Raw genomic sequence first — 15,059 nt, 5'->3', positions numbered from 1 at the left:
GTCACGGATACAGTGGAAAAACGATTGGAATCATCACCGACCCGACAAGCGCCAGCAGGATATTCAGCGGCAGCCCGACCTTGATGAAGTCGGCAAAGCGATAGCCGCCCGGCCCGTAAACCAGCGTGTTGGTCTGGTATCCGATCGGCGTCGCGAACGCGGCCGAGGCCCCGAACATCACCGCCACGATCAGCGGGCGCGGATCAACGCCAAGCTGCGTTGCCAGCGAAATTGCCACCGGGGTCAGGATGATCGCCACGGCATTATTCGTCACCATTTCCGTCAGCACCGTGGACAGCAGATAGACGCACAGCACCAGCATCCACGGCGAAAGCTGCGTCATATAGGGGGCCACGCGCGTCACGATCAGTTCGACCGCGCCAGAATTTTCCAGCCCCGCGCCCACTGCCAGCATGGCAAAGATCAGCGCCAGCAACCGGCCATCGACGAATCCCAACGCCTCGTCCGCGTCGATGCAGCGGGTCGCCAGCACGATGGCCACGCCGATAAAGGACAGCAGCAGAATCGGCGCCATCTCCAGCGCGGAAAGGGTAACAACCCCCGCCAGCACCGCCACGACGATGGGCGCGTGGCTGCGGCGATAGGCGCGGTCGCTGGGGGCGCTGACCTCGACCATTTCCATGTCTTTGGACAGCCGCTGGATGTCGCCCGCCGCCCCTTCCAGCAGCAGCGTGTCGCCGACCCGCACCACCAGATCGTCCAGCTGCCGCCCGATGTTCTGGTTCTTGCGATGCGCCGCCAGCACATAAACGCCATAGCGCCGCCGCAGCCGCATCGACCCCAGACTGCGCCCGATCATGTGGCAACCGGGGGTAATCAGCACCTCGACCGTCGAGGTCTGGACGGATGACAGCTTGTCCGCGATACGCAGATCCTTGTTGTTTTGCAGGCCAAGGATTTCCGACATCGGCGTGCGCAGCACCACCCGGTCGCCCGCCTGCAAACGCACCGCATCCAGATCACGGCGCAGCGAATCGTCGCCCCGCAGCACGTCGATCACCCGCGCATTGTCGCGGTTAAAGATCAAGATTTCCGACAGCGCCTTGCCGACAAGCTGCGAATCTTCGGGGATGGCGACTTCGGTAAAGAACTTCATCCGCGCCCGGCTGCCCCCCAGCAGCGCCGCCATGGAATCGCGGTCGGGCAGCACACGGGGGGCCACGATCAGCAGATACAGAATGCCCACCGCCGCCATCGGCAAACCGACCGGAGTGATTTCGAAAATGGTAAAGTGGCGCTGCCCGGCATTGGCCGCAACCCCATCGACCAGCAGGTTGGTCGAGGTGCCGATCATCGTCATCGTGCCGCCCAGAATCGACAGATAAGACAGCGGAATCAGCATCTTGGATGGCGCCATCGACAATTCTTGCGCCAGCCGCATAAAGATCGGCATCATCACCACAACCAGCGGCGTATTGTTAACGAAAGCCGACAGGCTGCACACGACACAAGACACCATGGCCAGCGTGATCGCGGGGCGGGCCACGGCATGTTTCGCGGCCTTTTGCCCGACGTAATCCAGCGCCCCGGTTCGCACCAGGCCGCCCACGATGATGAACATGAACGCAATCGTCCAGGGGGCCGGGTTCGACAGCACGCCCGCGATCTGACCGGGGTTCAGGATACCCGTCGCCAGCAAGACAACCGCGCCCAAAATAGCCGTAACTTCAGGAGGATAGGTTTCGCGGATGAACAGGGTCAGCATCCCGCCAATCAGCAGTATCGTAAAGATCGCTGCGGTCAGGCCGGTCAATTCAAAACCAAACATCCAGTCCCATTCCTTCTGCCACGCCACGCCGGGCGTCAGGCCGAATTTTTCCCAACATCGCGTGTCATGCAAGTGCCATGCCGGTCACGGCAACACGGGCGAGGGCTGCAACCGGCCCCCGCTGCGCACCATGTGCATCGCCTTGGCCATCCCGCTGCGGTCATCGGTTTCAACCAGCACCCCGCTCAACGTTGCCTCACCCTCGGCGGGGGTAAAGCGGTCGCGCGACATGCCTGTCAGAAAGCGGCGCATCGGCTCGGCCTTGTCCATGCCGATAACGCTGTCATAATCGCCGCACATTCCCGCATCGGTCAGATAGCCGGTGCCGCGCGCCAGAACCTGCGCATCGGCGGTCGGCACATGGGTATGCGTGCCCACCACCAGACTGGCGCGCCCGTCGCAATAATGCCCCATCGCCATCTTTTCGCTGGTCGCCTCGGCGTGAATATCCAGCACGGCGGCCTGCACCAGCCCGCCCGAGGGATAGGCGCGCAGCACCTGATCGACGGCGCTGAACGGATCGTCAAAGGGGCGTTTCATGAACACCTGCCCCAGTGCCTGCAACACCAGCACCTTGCGCCCGCGCGCATCACTGAACACGCCATGCCCACGGCCCGGCGCCTCGCGCGAGAAATTCAACGGGCGGATAATGCGCGGTTCGCGATCAATAAAAGACAGCATATCCTTTTGATCGAAGGCGTGATCGCCCAGCGTCAGACAATCCGCGCCGGCATCCAGCAGCAGTTGCGCATGACCCGCGGTCAACCCCATGCCACCGCTGGCGTTTTCGCCGTTCACGATAACGAAATCCGCCCGCAGCCGCGCGCGCAGATCCGTCAGCCCTTCGGTGATGGCCCGACGCCCGGCCCGGCCCATCACATCGCCCAGAAAAAGAATTCTCATGCCCTTTGGGTAGGGCAAGCCACGGGCGCGCTCAAGTAAAAAACAGATAAAATGAAAAACTTTCAAATTCAATGTGTTAAGAAAATTTTTGCCGCTTCCGTGCAATATGGACAGGTGCAGCTTGCGATGCGGGGGGATCATGCGCCTGTTTGTTTTTCTGATTGCTCTTTTCACGGCTTCCGCCACATGGGCAGGCTGCACGCCCGGCGGCGCACCGACCTTGATCGCCGATCTGGGCCGCGCCACAAACGCGATGCGCGGCCAGACGGGCACCCGGCCACTGGCCATAGAAGCCGCCCTCAGCCGCGTGGCGCAGGATCACGCCTGCGATCTTGCCCGGCGCAGCACCGTCTCGCACCGCGACGGGTCGGGACGGCTGCCGATGCAGCGCCTGCGCCGTGCCGGGCTGACAGTGTGCTATTCTGCGGAAAACGTCGCCATGGGCACAGCCGACGCGGCGGGCACAGTGGCGGCATGGCAAACCTCGCCCGGCCACGCCCGCAACCAGCAAAGCGCCCGCGCCCGCGCCATGGGCGTCGGTGTCGCCCGTGGACAGGACGGACGGCTTTTATGGGTGGCGCTTTATGTGGCAGGCTGCGACCGGATGGCCTCGCAAAAGCGGATGATCTGGTGAAACGCCCGCCGATGGCGAGGGATTGTAGTTACAACATATGGCGCGGACAGAAACGAAACGCGCATTCGCCACGCTCTGCAAACGTGGGCCAAGCAAACTGAATATAGGAAAAGTGGTGCCCGGAGGCGGATTCGAACCACCGACACGCGGATTTTCAATCCGCTGCTCTACCAACTGAGCTATCCGGGCCGCCTTTGCGGTGAAGGGTGTTTACGGGCGGGGGCGGGCACTGTCCAGCCCCTTTCGACGGAAAATTATGTTAATCTGCCTCTTGATCCTCGGGGCGGTCGGCGGGCGGGCCGGGGATGACGTAATCGCCACGCAGCCAATGCGCCAGATCGACATCGGCGCAGCGTTTGGAACAAAACGGGCGATAGCGATCTTGTGCGGGCTTGCCGCAGATGGGGCATTTGATCGCCATCACATGCCCCGCGCCGCAGCGGCAAGCCGGGCCAACGGCAGGCGGTCGCGCTTGCGGTTCAGCTCGAACAGGCCCATCGCCGTCCAGCCCGACAGCACGGTTTCGGCAGCCTCGCCCTTGAACGAGGCGCGCAGCACCTGATCCAGAACCGCGCGGTCGCGTTTGGGCATCGGCGCAAAGTCGATCACCACCTGCCCGCCCAGTCCGCGCAGCCGCAACTGGCGCGGCAGATCACGGGCGACCGCGATATTCGCCTTGAGCGCAGCAGCGGGCGAGGTATCCGCGCCGGTGTTCACATCGACCGCGACCAGAGCGCGCGTCGGCTCGATCATGGCCGAAGCGCCGCCGGGCAACGAAATCTCGGCGTGCAGCAATGCGTCAACGGCATCCAGCACGCCATGCAGTTCGAACGCATTCTCGCCCTCGTCCACCTGATCCGGGGGCGGGTCGTTCCACTCCATCCAGGCCTGATCCCAAGGGGTGGTCGCGTCCAGCAACAGTTCGGGCGGACCGTCGCGATCCGCCAGCAACTGGTCGGCCAAATCCGCCAAGGGGGCGATGTCGTCACGGATTTCGTCATCGGCGGCATCGCCGCAGGCGCTGCGCAGGATCAGCCCGTGCGCGCGCCCGTCCAGCACCGATTCGCCCAGCGTGGTCAGCCGGTCGCGCAGATCGGGGTCGCGCAACCGGCGCGAGACGTTCACGCCGGGGGCCGCGGGGGTGACGATGCCAAACCGGCCTTTCAGCAACAGCCGGTTCGTCACCGGGATCGCCTTGCCGTCCTCGGCCGCACCTGTGACCTGCACAATGACGATCTGGCCTTCGCCGACACCCGCGCGGTCACGCAGCCAGCCGCGCGCGCCATCGGGCAGGCGCACGAAAACGCCGCCCTGCCCTTTCATCAGCCGTTCGACCTTGCCACGCAGGATCGCGCCGGGGGCCAGCGAGGCGACCGGGGCCGGGTCGGCGATCAGATCATGCAACTGCCCGTCGATCACCAGCGCCGCAGCTTCGGCACCGAACAGATGGCCCAGAACGATTTGACGGCCCTTCATCGCGGTTCTCCGATAATGCCGACGGCGCCCAGCAGCGCGGCCGTTTCTGACAGGGGCAAACCGACAACTGCGGTGAAAGACCCCTGAATCCATGGGATAAATTCGGCCGCCGCGCCCTGGATGGCATAGCCGCCCGCCTTGCCCTGCCAATCACCGGCAGCAATATAACGATCCAGCGCACGGGCATCCAGCGGGCGCATCCGCACCTGCGTTTCGACCAGACGTTCGCGCGTCACGCCGCCGTGGCGCAGCGCGACGGCGGTCAGCACGCGGTGACGCCGACCGGACATCAGGCGCATAAAGGCCCGCGCCTCGTCCTCGTCTTCGGGTTTTCCCAGAATGCGGCGCCCCACAGACACGGTTGTGTCGGCGCACAGCACCGCCTCGCCCTCGGACAGCGGCACGGCGGCGGCCTTTTCAGTGGCCATGCGGCGCACATAATCGCGTGCGGTTTCGCCGCGCAGGGGCGTTTCGTCGATGTCCGCCGGGCGGATCGCATCGGGGCGGATACCGATCTGCGCCAGCAGTTCCAGCCGCCGCGGACTGGCCGAGCCGAGAATCAGCCGGGGCCGCGCCGTGCCGGTCATTGCCGCGCCACCCGGATCACTTGAAGCGATAGTTGATGCGCCCCTTGGTCAGGTCATAGGTGTTCATTTCCACCTGCACCTTGTCGCCGGCCAGAACGCGGATGCGGTTTTTCCGCATCTTTCCTGCCATATGCGCGATGATTTCATGGCCATTCTCAAGCTCGACCTTGAACGTCGCATTCGGCAGGAGTTCCTTCACGACGCCGGGGAATTCGAGCATTTCTTCCTTGGCCATGGTCACTCCGTCAAAAATAACCCGCGCGTGGGCGGGGACGATGCTACATGCGGCGGCGGCGCGGTTTTTTCAAGGGAAAAGCGCGCCGCAGCGGCCAGACGCCGCAATATGGCCCCCAAAAGCGGCCAGATCAGGCCACGGCGGTGCGAAAACCGTCGGGTTGGGCCAGATCGCCGATTGGCGGCTCCTCCACCGGATACCCCACATCCGCGCCGCGTGACAGCGCCGCCAAAGCCTCGGTCGTGCTGTGTTCGGGCGGCAGGTTCAGATTCTCTGCCGCCGGGTCATGCAAGCGGATGGCATGGCAGCCTTCGGATTCGCCCAGCTTGCCATGGGCCAGAACCTGCCCCTGCCGGGTTTCAAGGCGCGCATCCAGCAGGCTGACGCGCGGCAGCGGCAGCAGCTTGCCGGGGTGCAGCGCGCGCAATTCGCCCAGCGACACCTTGCGGCGGCACAGGATGCCCAGCAGCTCGACCGGCGCATCCTGCATCGCCGCGCCCAGATCGGGGCCATCCGACGCAGGCTCAACCGCCGCCACCTTGGCCTGAGCCGTGATCCCCGCGCGCAGCGAGGGTTGCGGCGCGGGCAAGGCCCCTGCCGGGCGCTGTTGCGGCAAGGCGACGAAAACCCGCCCCTCGCGCCGGGCATCACCGGCACCGAACGTCACCGACATGCCCAGAGTGCGATAGCCGGTATCTTCCAGCATCAGCATCAGCGGGCGCGGGTCATCGAGGTGGCTGGCATAGGCAAAGCCGCGATAGCCCTCATACCCGTCCAGCGCCCCGATTTCGGTCTGCAATTCGGCCAGCAGCCGGTTCACGAAATCGGCGCAGATCATCGCATCGCTGCGGGTCGGGCGGCGGGTTTCGACCGGGCGCGTGGTCAGACGGCCCAGAGCCTGCACCTCGATCAGGGCGGTATAGCAGGCCGGGTCCATCGCCACGACGCCAACCACATCGCCCGGCCCGGCAACCACCGCCAGCAGCGCCGGTTCGGGCAGCAGTTCCGGCAATTCGGCCAGCGTCTGCGCCCCCGTCACCACGGAAACGGCGCGGGCGGGCAGATTATACAGTTCTTCGGCCGCGCGGCCCAAGGCCACCGCCGCCCCGCGCGCGGGGGTTTGCGGCAGGTTTTGCGGCATCCCCGGTGCCTGCCCGGCATCCACGCGCGAAACGTTGCGCCCCCGCAAAAGCCGCCGCAGGATCGCCCCCTGCGCCACATTGCCCTGTGCTGTCGAATCGTTTGTCATGGCCCGCCCGAATCTGTCGTCTGCGGGCAATCTTTCAGAAAGAGGTTTAGAATTGGTTACCCGCCCCCGTTCGCCGCATCCTCATCAGGCCGGCGCACCGGCGGACGGGCGGGCAGGCTGATGCGGAACGCCGCCCCGCCCTGCCCCGGCAAATAGTCGATGCTGCCGCCCAGTGCCTCCATGATCTCGCGGCAGATGGCCAGCCCCAGCCCCGCGCCACCCGCCCGCGCCGGATCGTTCAGCCGCGCGAATTTTTCAAAGATCAGCCCCTGCCGGTCGGATTCGATACCCGATCCGTTGTCGATAATGTCGATCTCTGGCCCCTGCCCCTGCGGCTTGCGGGCGCGGATCGTCAGCACCGGGCGTTCGGCGTCGCAATATTTCCGCGCGTTCGAGATGACGTTGATGATGACCTGCAACAGCCGGTCAGCGTCGGTGATAACCGGCATATGTTCCGCCAGAGGCTGCCGGTCGATCATAAAGCTGCGCTCGGGGCGGGTGGCGGATGCGGCGGCGACGGCGCGTTCGATCAGGTCGTGCAGGTTGCTGACCGAAACCGTCAGCGTGGCGCGGCCCGCCTCTAGCACGGACAGGTCCAGCAGGTCATCCAGCAGCCGGGTCAGGCGGGCGGCCTCGGCATGGATGATCCCGGCAAAGCGCACGCGGTCGGCGTCGGGCAGATCGTCGGTTTTCAGAATATCCGAAAACGCCCGGATCGAGGTCATCGGCGTGCGCAATTCATGGCTGATCTGGCCCAGAAAGGCGTCCTTTTGCACCGACAGCGCCGTCAGCTTTTCGTTGGCCTCGCGCAACTGGCCTGCCGTGCGTTCCAGTTCGGCACTGGCGATTTCCAGCCTGCGGGTTTCCTCTTGCGCGCGGCGGGCCTCGCCCGCGACCTGCATCAGATCGGCAACCGACAGCGCCGAGCCGCCCGCCACGCGGTCGATCATCGCATGGGCTGTGGCCGCGCCCACCGACCCGGCCAGACGCCGTTCCAGCCGGGTCAGGAAGCGCGCGGTCAGATCGGGCAGAAAGCCGGATTTGCCCTGCGCCGCCGCCTCGGTCTGGAAAAAGCGCAGCGCGGGGTCGGCGCCCCAGACATCGCGGGCCAGCGCCAGCAGCGGCTCGGCCCCGCCGGTGCGGGCGGCGGCATAGCGCGAGGTCGGCTCGACCGCGTGAACAAAGGACAGCGCCTGCATCCGTTCCACCGGACCGGGAATCACCGCCAGCGATACCGCCACGAAAACCAGCGTATTCAGCGACACCGACACAAAGATGCTGCCCGCCAGCGGGTCCACCCCCTCGGGCCAGACGGGTTGCGGCAGCAGGCCGATCGAGGGCAGGAACACCAGCGCCAGCCACAGCAGCGACCCCAGCCCGATGCCCGCATAGGCCCCCAGCCGGCTGGCGCCGCGCCACAGCAGGCCGCCGACCATCGCGGGCAGCACCTGCGCCATGCCGGTGAAGGCCACCAGCCCCATCGCCGCCAGCGCCGCCAGCCCGCCCGACGCCTGATGATAGGCCCAGCCCGCCACCATCATGCCGATGATCGCGATCCGCCGGGCGTTCAGCACGAAGGCGCGCAGATCCTGCGCGCCCGTCCCGCCTTGCCGCCGCAGGCCCAGCCACAGCGGCACCAGCCAGTGGTTGGAAATCATCGTCGCCAGCGCGATGACGCAGACCACCACCATCGAGGTCGCCGCCGAAAAGCCGCCCAGAAACACCAGCAACGCCAGCCAGTCATTGCCCTGCGACGCGGGCAGGGTCAGCACATACAGATCGGGGTTCGACCCCGGCGGCAGCAGGTCGCGCCCGACCAGCGCAATCGGCATGACGAACAGCGACATGGCCAGCAGATAGGCGGGGAACGCCCAGCCGGCCATGCGCAGCCGGTTTTCGTCGGCGGCCTCGACCACCATCACCTGAAACATGCGCGGCAAGGTCACGATGGCGGCACCCGACACGATAATCAGCGCCGTCCAGCGGTCGGGCCGCAGCAGCCAGCCCTGCGCCGTGGCGGGATCATCGCGGGCGGCGGCCAGCCGCGCGATGATGTCGCCCGGACCATCGGCCAGCCCCCAAACCACGAACACGCCCAGCGCCAGAAACGCCAGCAGCTTGACCACCGCTTCCAGCGCGATGGCGGTGACGACGCCGTGATGCCTTTCGTCGGCGTCCAGATGGCGGGTGCCGAACAGGATGGTGAACAGCGCCAGCCCGACCGCCAGCCACAGCGCGGTCAGCCCCGGTTCCGTCGTCTGATCGGTGGTAAACGCGGCGAAGGACAGGGTGACAGACTGCAATTGCAGTGCGACATAGGGCGTGGCCGCCACCACGGCCAGCGCCGTCACCATCGCCGCCAGCGGGTTCGATTTGCCGAACCGGGCCGAGATCAGGTCGGCGATCGAGGTGACATGATGTGTCCGCGCCACCCGCACCAGCCGCCGCAACCCCCACCACGCCCCGGCGAACACCACGGTCGGGCCAAGGTAGATGGTGGCGAACTCCAGCCCCGAGCGGCTGGCATAGCCGACGGCGCCGTAAAACGTCCAGGCGCTGCAATAGACCGACAGCGACAGCGTATAGACCAGCGGATGATCCAGCCAGCGCACACGCCCGCCCTGCGCGGCGCGGTCGGCGGCAAAGGCCACGCTGAACATCAGCGCGACATAGGCAAGGCAGGCCAGAACCAGCGCCTCAAACGGCATGGCGCGCCCCCCTTTGTCGCCGCTTATTCCTCATCGGGCATGTTCCCGAGGCGGGCGGCTTCGGCCTCGCGCACCGCGCGGTCGGCGCGGATCAGCGCGCGGTGCAGCAGCGCGATGGCCGCAACCAGCGCGGCCCACAGCACAAAGAACCAGATGGTGCCGCCCGCGAAACTGGCGCTGCCCGGGATCAGCCAGACCGGCAGGATCACCGCCAGAAAGGCCAGCACCGGCAAGACGCGGGCGGCGTCGCGCAGGCGGCGGCGGCGATAGGCGGTGTTTTCCAGAAACAGCGGCCCCTCAGGCATCGCGCCCCCCTGCCCCCTGTTCGCCCAGCAGGCGGCCGACCAGATCGCGCAATTCGTCATTGGCAAAGGGCTTGGCCAGATAGGCATCGGCCCCCGGCGCGCTGTTTTCCGGCTGGCCACGCGCCGTCAGCATCAGCACCCGCGTCGAGGCCAGATCCGCGTCGGCATCGGCGCGCAGACGGGCCAGCACCTCGGCCCCCGACAGGCCGGGCAGCATCAGGTCCAGAATGACCAGCCGCGGCCGGGTTGCGCGCAGCAGATCGTTCGCGCCCTCGCCGTCATGATGCTGCCGCACCCGCCAGCCCGCGCGCGACAGGATAAAGGTCAGGGCGACGGCGATATTGGTGTCATCCTCGACCAGCAGGATATCGATGGCCTGCGGCACGCTGCTATCCTCCTGCTTCCTCCGTGTTTTACTATGCGCGCGGCGATGCGGCCTGTCAAAGCGCGGGTTGCGCCCTGCGGTCAGATCGGGGCCAGAATCGACGGCTCGCGACGGGCGGGGCATGTGCCGCGCGGGCAGATGCGGCAGGTCGGGCCGATGCCGGTGACAGGGCCGGACGACGCCACGGCGGACGCGGGCGTGGGCAGAATCAGCATCTGCGCACGGGTCAGAACCGGGCCGTCCAGCCCGCGCGGCTGACTGCGCCGGGCATAGGAATAGGTGTCGAACCGCTGCCCCTCGGGCGCGTCAACGATGGCGCGGATGATGACATGCGGCTGCGCCAGCGCCTGATAGATCGGCAGCACCGCGCAATCGTCGCCCAGCCGGGCCAGCGGAAACCCCGGCGGAGGGCAACGCTGCACCAGCACGCCCGCCCCGTCACAGGCCAGCAGCCCCGCCTGCGCAAAGCCCGCAGGACGCAGCGCCAGCAGCCGGCGCATCACCAGATCGGGCGCGCAATCCAGCGCCACCGCCAGCGCGGGCAGATCGCCGTGATCGTCCAGCGCCGCCAGCAGCGCGGCATCCGGCAATGCCTCGCGGTCGCGGTGCTGATCGGCCAGATGCGCGCGGGCCATGGCGCGCGCCGCATCGGATGCCAGATCGGCACTGTCAGCAACCAGAGGCATTCCGGCAGCCATCCATGCCTCGACTTCTTCGGTGGGGGTAAAGGTGGCGCCCTCGGCCTCGAACGTGTCCAGATGCGCGGCGACGGCCTGCACGGTGGCCGACAGCCGGTCGCTGTCCTCTTGCAGATTGGCGCGGAAACGGGCGCCCCATTCGGCGGGCAGATCGCCGCCCTCGGCCAGAATCGAGGCCGACGCCCGCAGCGATGTGACCGCCGACAGCACTTCGTGCAGCGCGGCGGGCAGATAAGGGTCGTGCGACATGCGGTCGGACATGTGGATCAGCCGCCGCTCGATCAGGTCGGCGCGCTGCGACAGCCCGGTCAGCACAGCCGCCCAGCCGGGGAAGCGCGCCAGAAATTCGGCAGCCTGATCGACCTCGGCCGGGGTGCCGGGCTGGCGGGCAGCGGCTTCGCGCAGGGCGGCGATGCGGGCTTCTTCGCGGCCCGAGGCCAGCTCCTCGGGCGGGACATCCAGCGCCTGCGCCAGCCGCGCGATCAGATCGGCGCTGACGGGGCGGCGGTTGTGTTCGATCAGGTTCAGATAGGCCGCCGAAATCCCCGCCGCCCGCGCCACATCCGCCTGCCGCCGCGACAGCGACAGCCGCCGTTCGCGGATACGGGTGCCCGTCAGGCCAGAGGCGGCGGCGGGGCTGGCGGCAGGGCTGCGCATAGACATGCCGCATTCAAGCGCGCGCCGCGGCGCAGGTCAATTCACCCCGCCCCGCCGCGAAACATCACGCCGCGCTTTACCGTCGCGGCGTCGCGCGCTAGCGTCGCGGCCATGTTGCGATACCTGATCCGCCGCCTGATTTCCCTTGGCATCAGCCTGCTGGTGGCCTCGGCGCTGATTTTTTCGGTGGTGGCGCTGGTTCCCGGCGATCCGGCCAGCTTTATGCTGGGCACCGGCGCGCAGCCCGAAACGCTGGCCGCGCTGCGGGCGCAGATGGGCCTGGATCAGCCCTGGCCGGTGCGCTATGCCGCCTGGCTGGGCGGCGTGCTGAGCGGTGATCTGGGGCAAAGTTTCACCTATAAAACCCCCGTCGCCGGGCTGATCGCCGAGCGGTTGCAGGTGTCGCTGCCGCTGGCGCTGATGGCGCTGCTGCTGGCGGTGGCGATCGCCTTTCCCGCCGGCATGTATGCCGCCAGCCGCCGGGGCCGGGCCGGGGATGCGGCGGTGATCGGCGCAACGCAGGTGGGCATCGCGCTGCCGAATTTCTGGTTCGCCATGCTGCTGGTGCTGCTGTTCGCGGTGAACCTGCGGCTGCTGCCCGCCGGTGGCTTTCCGGGCTGGGGCAATCCCGCCGCTGCGCTGAAATCGCTGATCCTGCCCGCCGTGGCACTGGCGCTGCCACAGGCGGCGATTCTGGCGCGCGTGCTGCGGTCGGCCCTGATCGAGACGCTGGGGCAGGATTACATCCGCACGGCGCGGGCCAAGGGGCTGACGCGCGGCCAGACCCTGCGCCGCCACGGGCTGCGCAATGCGCTGATCCCGGTGCTGACGATCATGGGGATGCAGTTTTCCTTTCTGCTGGCCGGGGCGATCATCATTGAGAACGTGTTCTACCTGCCCGGCCTTGGGCGGCTGATCTTTCAGGCGATCACCCAGCGCGATCTGATCGTGGTGCAATCGGCGGTGCTGGTCATGGTGGCGGCGGTGATCCTTGTGACCTTCCTCGTCGATCTGGCCTATGCCGCCGTGGACCCAAGGCTGCGCGCGCGATGAGATGGGGGCTGATCCTTGGCGGCCTGCTGGCCGGGCTGGCGCTGATCGCGGCGGCGGTGTCGCTGGTCTGGACGCCGGGCGATGTCGCGGCGCTGAACATCGCCGGACGGCTGGCCCCGCCATCCGCCGCGCATGTCTTTGGCACCGATCATCTGGGGCGCGACATCCTGTCGATGGTGATGGTGGGGGCGCGCACCTCGATCGCGGTAGCGCTGGTTGCGGTGGGCATCGGCATGGGCGCGGGCGTGCCGCTGGGGCTGATCGCGGCGGCCAACCGGGGCGGCTGGCTGGACGAGGTGGTGATGCGGGGCAATGACCTGATCTTCGCCTTTCCCGCGCTGGTCATCGCCATCCTGCTGACCGCCGTTCTGGGGCCAGGCGCGGTGAATGCGATCATCGCCATCGGCATCTTTAACATCCCCGTCTTTGCGCGGGTGACGCGCGGCGGTGCCTTGCCGATCTGGGTGCTGGATTACATCCGCGCCGCGCAGGTGGCGGGCAAGGGCGCGACCCGGATCAGCGTGGAACATATCCTGCCCAATATCGCCAACCTGCTGATCGTGCAGGGCACCATCCAGTTCAGCCTTGGCATCCTGGCCGAGGCCGGCCTGTCCTATGTCGGCCTCGGCGCGCAGCCGCCCACCCCAAGCTGGGGCCGGATGCTGGCCGAGGCGCAGACCATGGTCACGCTGGCCCCGCATGTCGCGGTCATCCCCGGCCTGTGCATCGTGCTGACCGTTCTGGGGCTGAACCTGCTGGGCGACGGCTTGCGCGACTGGCTGGACCCAAGGCTGAGGGTGATGCGGTGATCGAGGTCTCCGATCTGGCCGTGACCATCGGCGATGCGCCAGTGCTGCGCGACGTGGACCTGCGGCTTGCGCCCGGCACCATCACCGGGCTGGTGGGGGAATCGGGCAGCGGCAAGTCGATGACGGCACTGGCGATCATGGGGCTGCTGCCGCATGGCGCGCGCGCCTCGGGCGCGGTGCGGCTGGACGGGCGCGATCTGCTGACCCTGCCCGAACGCGAGCTGTGCGCCCTGCGCGGGCGGCGCATCGGGATGATCTTTCAGGAACCGATGACGGCGCTGAATCCGCTGATGACCATCGGCGATCAGGTGGCCGAGGCGGCGCGTCTGCACGGCATGGACCGCGCGGCAGCCATGGCACGCGCACGCGAGCGGCTGGACCGGGTGGGGCTGACCGCGCCGCGCTTTCCGCTGAGCCTGTATCCGCATCAACTGTCGGGCGGGCAGCGTCAGCGGGTGGCCATTGCACTGGCCATTGCCGAGCGCCCTGATCTGCTGATCGCGGACGAGCCGACCACCGCGCTGGATGTGACGACGCAGGCGCAGATCCTCGACCTGCTGCGCGGGCTGGTGCGGGACGAAGGCATGGCGCTGCTGCTGGTCACGCATGATCTGGCCGTGGTGGCAGGCATGGCCGATCAGGTGGCGGTGATGCAGGCGGGCCGCATCGTCGAAACCGGCCCCGCCGAAACCGTGTTCCGCAACCAGAGCCACCCCTATACGCGCGCGCTGTTCGCGGCATCCAGCCATGTGCCGCACCGGGTGGCGGTGGCCCGCGATGCCGCGCCGGTGCTGCGGGTGCAGGATGCCGTGCGCGACTATGGCGGGCTGCGGGCGGTGGATGGCGTCAGCGTGAGTATCGCGGCGGGCGAAAGCGTCGGGCTGGTCGGCGGATCAGGCTGCGGAAAATCGACGCTGACGCGGCTGATACTGGGGCTGGACCCGCTGGCCGCAGGGCGCATCTGGCTGGGCGGGGACGAGGTGCGGGCCGGGCGCGCCATGCCCGCAGCGGTGCGCGCGCGGGTGCAGGTGGTGTTTCAGGACCCGTTCGGCAGCTTTAACCCTCGCTGGCGGGTCGAGCGGCTGGTGGCCGAGCCGTTTCATCTGGTGGGCCGCCCCGACGACTGGCGGCGGCGCGTGGGTGCCGCGCTGGAGGCGGTCGGGCTGTCGGCCCGCGACGGGCGCAAATACATCCACGAATTTTCGGGCGGCCAGCGGCAGCGGATCGCGATTGCCCGTGCCTTGATTATTCATCCAAAGCTGATCGTGCTGGACGAGGCAGTTTCGGCGCTGGATGTGCAGGTGCGGGCCAAGGTGCTGGATCTGCTGGCGGATCTGCGCGCCAGCCACGGGCTGTCTTATCTGTTCATCAGCCATGACCTGTCGGTGGTGCGCGGCATCACCGACAGGGTGCTGGTGATGGACGCCGGGCGCATCGTCGAAACAGGCGACACCGCAGCGGTGATGGACGCGCCGCAGCATCCGGTCACGCAGGCTTTGATGGCAGCGGTGCCGCAGATCCCTGCCGATTGGCGGGTGTAAACGATGGACGGTGGCGCGTGATGGCACGGC

General features: G+C 67.5%; 15 protein-coding genes and 1 tRNA gene. 4 read left to right on the top strand and 12 right to left on the bottom strand.

The window, feature by feature from the left end; translation table 11 throughout:
- Nucleotide 1: 1 nt before the first annotated feature.
- Both Q4G14_RS06255 and Q4G14_RS06250 read right to left on the bottom strand, forming a co-directional pair.
- The gene (locus tag Q4G14_RS06255) at nucleotides 2–1,789 is read right to left on the bottom strand and encodes an SLC13 family permease (RefSeq protein WP_303360876.1); all 1,788 of its coding nucleotides are present in this window, start codon (nucleotides 1,787–1,789) and stop codon (nucleotides 2–4) included.
- Nucleotides 1,790–1,873: 84 nt separating this feature from the next.
- Entirely contained in the window at nucleotides 1,874–2,692 is an 819-nt protein-coding gene (locus Q4G14_RS06250; protein WP_303360875.1) for a TIGR00282 family metallophosphoesterase, read from the bottom strand.
- A gap of 139 nt (nucleotides 2,693–2,831) precedes the next feature.
- Here Q4G14_RS06250 and Q4G14_RS06245 point away from each other — a divergent pair, with 139 nt between their 5' ends.
- Nucleotides 2,832–3,326 (top strand): CAP domain-containing protein, encoded by a 495-nt coding sequence (locus tag Q4G14_RS06245; protein ID WP_303360874.1) that lies wholly within the window; start codon nucleotides 2,832–2,834, stop codon nucleotides 3,324–3,326.
- 113 nt (nucleotides 3,327–3,439) lie between these two features.
- Here the strand turns inward: Q4G14_RS06245 and Q4G14_RS06240 are convergent.
- From Q4G14_RS06240 to Q4G14_RS06195, 10 genes are all read right to left on the bottom strand, one after another.
- Nucleotides 3,440–3,515, bottom strand: a tRNA-Phe gene (locus Q4G14_RS06240).
- A gap of 70 nt (nucleotides 3,516–3,585) precedes the next feature.
- Nucleotides 3,586–3,741 carry a DNA gyrase inhibitor YacG gene (locus tag Q4G14_RS06235; protein ID WP_303360939.1) on the bottom strand — a complete coding sequence of 52 codons (156 nt, stop codon included), beginning with the start codon at nucleotides 3,739–3,741 and terminating at the stop codon, nucleotides 3,586–3,588.
- A 5-nt stretch (nucleotides 3,742–3,746) separates the two neighbouring features.
- Complete coding sequence (locus Q4G14_RS06230) at nucleotides 3,747–4,802, bottom strand: ribonuclease E/G (protein WP_303360873.1); 1,056 nt, start codon at nucleotides 4,800–4,802, stop codon at nucleotides 3,747–3,749.
- Nucleotides 4,799–5,389, bottom strand: a complete 591-nt coding sequence (locus Q4G14_RS06225; RefSeq protein ID WP_303360872.1) for a nucleoside triphosphate pyrophosphatase — start codon at nucleotides 5,387–5,389, stop codon at nucleotides 4,799–4,801. Before Q4G14_RS06225 ends, Q4G14_RS06230 begins: the two co-directional genes overlap by 4 nt.
- A 16-nt stretch (nucleotides 5,390–5,405) precedes the next feature.
- Nucleotides 5,406–5,624 (bottom strand): translation initiation factor IF-1, encoded by a 219-nt coding sequence (gene infA / locus Q4G14_RS06220; protein WP_036716789.1) that lies wholly within the window; start codon nucleotides 5,622–5,624, stop codon nucleotides 5,406–5,408.
- Nucleotides 5,625–5,754: 130 nt separating this feature from the next.
- Complete coding sequence (locus Q4G14_RS06215; RefSeq protein WP_303360871.1) at nucleotides 5,755–6,873, bottom strand: FliM/FliN family flagellar motor C-terminal domain-containing protein; 1,119 nt, start codon at nucleotides 6,871–6,873, stop codon at nucleotides 5,755–5,757.
- 56 nt (nucleotides 6,874–6,929) lie between these two features.
- Entirely contained in the window at nucleotides 6,930–9,581 is a 2,652-nt protein-coding gene (locus Q4G14_RS06210) for an ATP-binding protein (protein ID WP_303360870.1), read from the bottom strand.
- A 23-nt stretch (nucleotides 9,582–9,604) separates the two neighbouring features.
- Nucleotides 9,605–9,886, bottom strand: a complete 282-nt coding sequence (locus tag Q4G14_RS06205) for a hypothetical protein (RefSeq protein ID WP_303360869.1) — start codon at nucleotides 9,884–9,886, stop codon at nucleotides 9,605–9,607.
- Nucleotides 9,879–10,271, bottom strand: coding sequence for a response regulator transcription factor (locus Q4G14_RS06200; protein ID WP_303360868.1), 393 nt, complete (start codon nucleotides 10,269–10,271; stop codon nucleotides 9,879–9,881). The genes Q4G14_RS06205 and Q4G14_RS06200 overlap by 8 nt, the downstream gene beginning before the upstream one ends.
- Before the next feature lie 80 nt (nucleotides 10,272–10,351).
- A complete protein-coding gene (locus Q4G14_RS06195; protein WP_303360867.1) occupies nucleotides 10,352–11,632 on the bottom strand; it encodes a short-chain fatty acyl-CoA regulator family protein in 1,281 nt (426 codons plus the stop codon).
- A gap of 105 nt (nucleotides 11,633–11,737) precedes the next feature.
- On the opposite strand from Q4G14_RS06195, the gene Q4G14_RS06190 reads away from it, so the two are divergent.
- The 3 genes from Q4G14_RS06190 to Q4G14_RS06180 are packed head-to-tail and all read left to right on the top strand — an operon-like array spanning nucleotide 11,738 to nucleotide 15,029.
- Entirely contained in the window at nucleotides 11,738–12,679 is a 942-nt protein-coding gene (locus Q4G14_RS06190; protein ID WP_303360866.1) for an ABC transporter permease, read from the top strand.
- Nucleotides 12,676–13,488, top strand: a complete 813-nt coding sequence (locus Q4G14_RS06185) for an ABC transporter permease (protein WP_303360865.1) — start codon at nucleotides 12,676–12,678, stop codon at nucleotides 13,486–13,488. The genes Q4G14_RS06190 and Q4G14_RS06185 overlap by 4 nt, the downstream gene beginning before the upstream one ends.
- The gene (locus Q4G14_RS06180; protein ID WP_303360864.1) at nucleotides 13,485–15,029 is read left to right on the top strand and encodes an ABC transporter ATP-binding protein; all 1,545 of its coding nucleotides are present in this window, start codon (nucleotides 13,485–13,487) and stop codon (nucleotides 15,027–15,029) included. Before Q4G14_RS06185 ends, Q4G14_RS06180 begins: the two co-directional genes overlap by 4 nt.
- Nucleotides 15,030–15,059: the final 30 nt, after the last annotated feature.

This window comes from Paracoccus sp. (in: a-proteobacteria) (genome assembly GCF_030538755.1).
Taxonomy (GTDB): domain Bacteria; phylum Pseudomonadota; class Alphaproteobacteria; order Rhodobacterales; family Rhodobacteraceae; genus Paracoccus.
The sequence above is the reverse complement of the archived record's forward strand: the minus strand, read 5'-3'. Positions and strand labels throughout refer to the sequence as shown.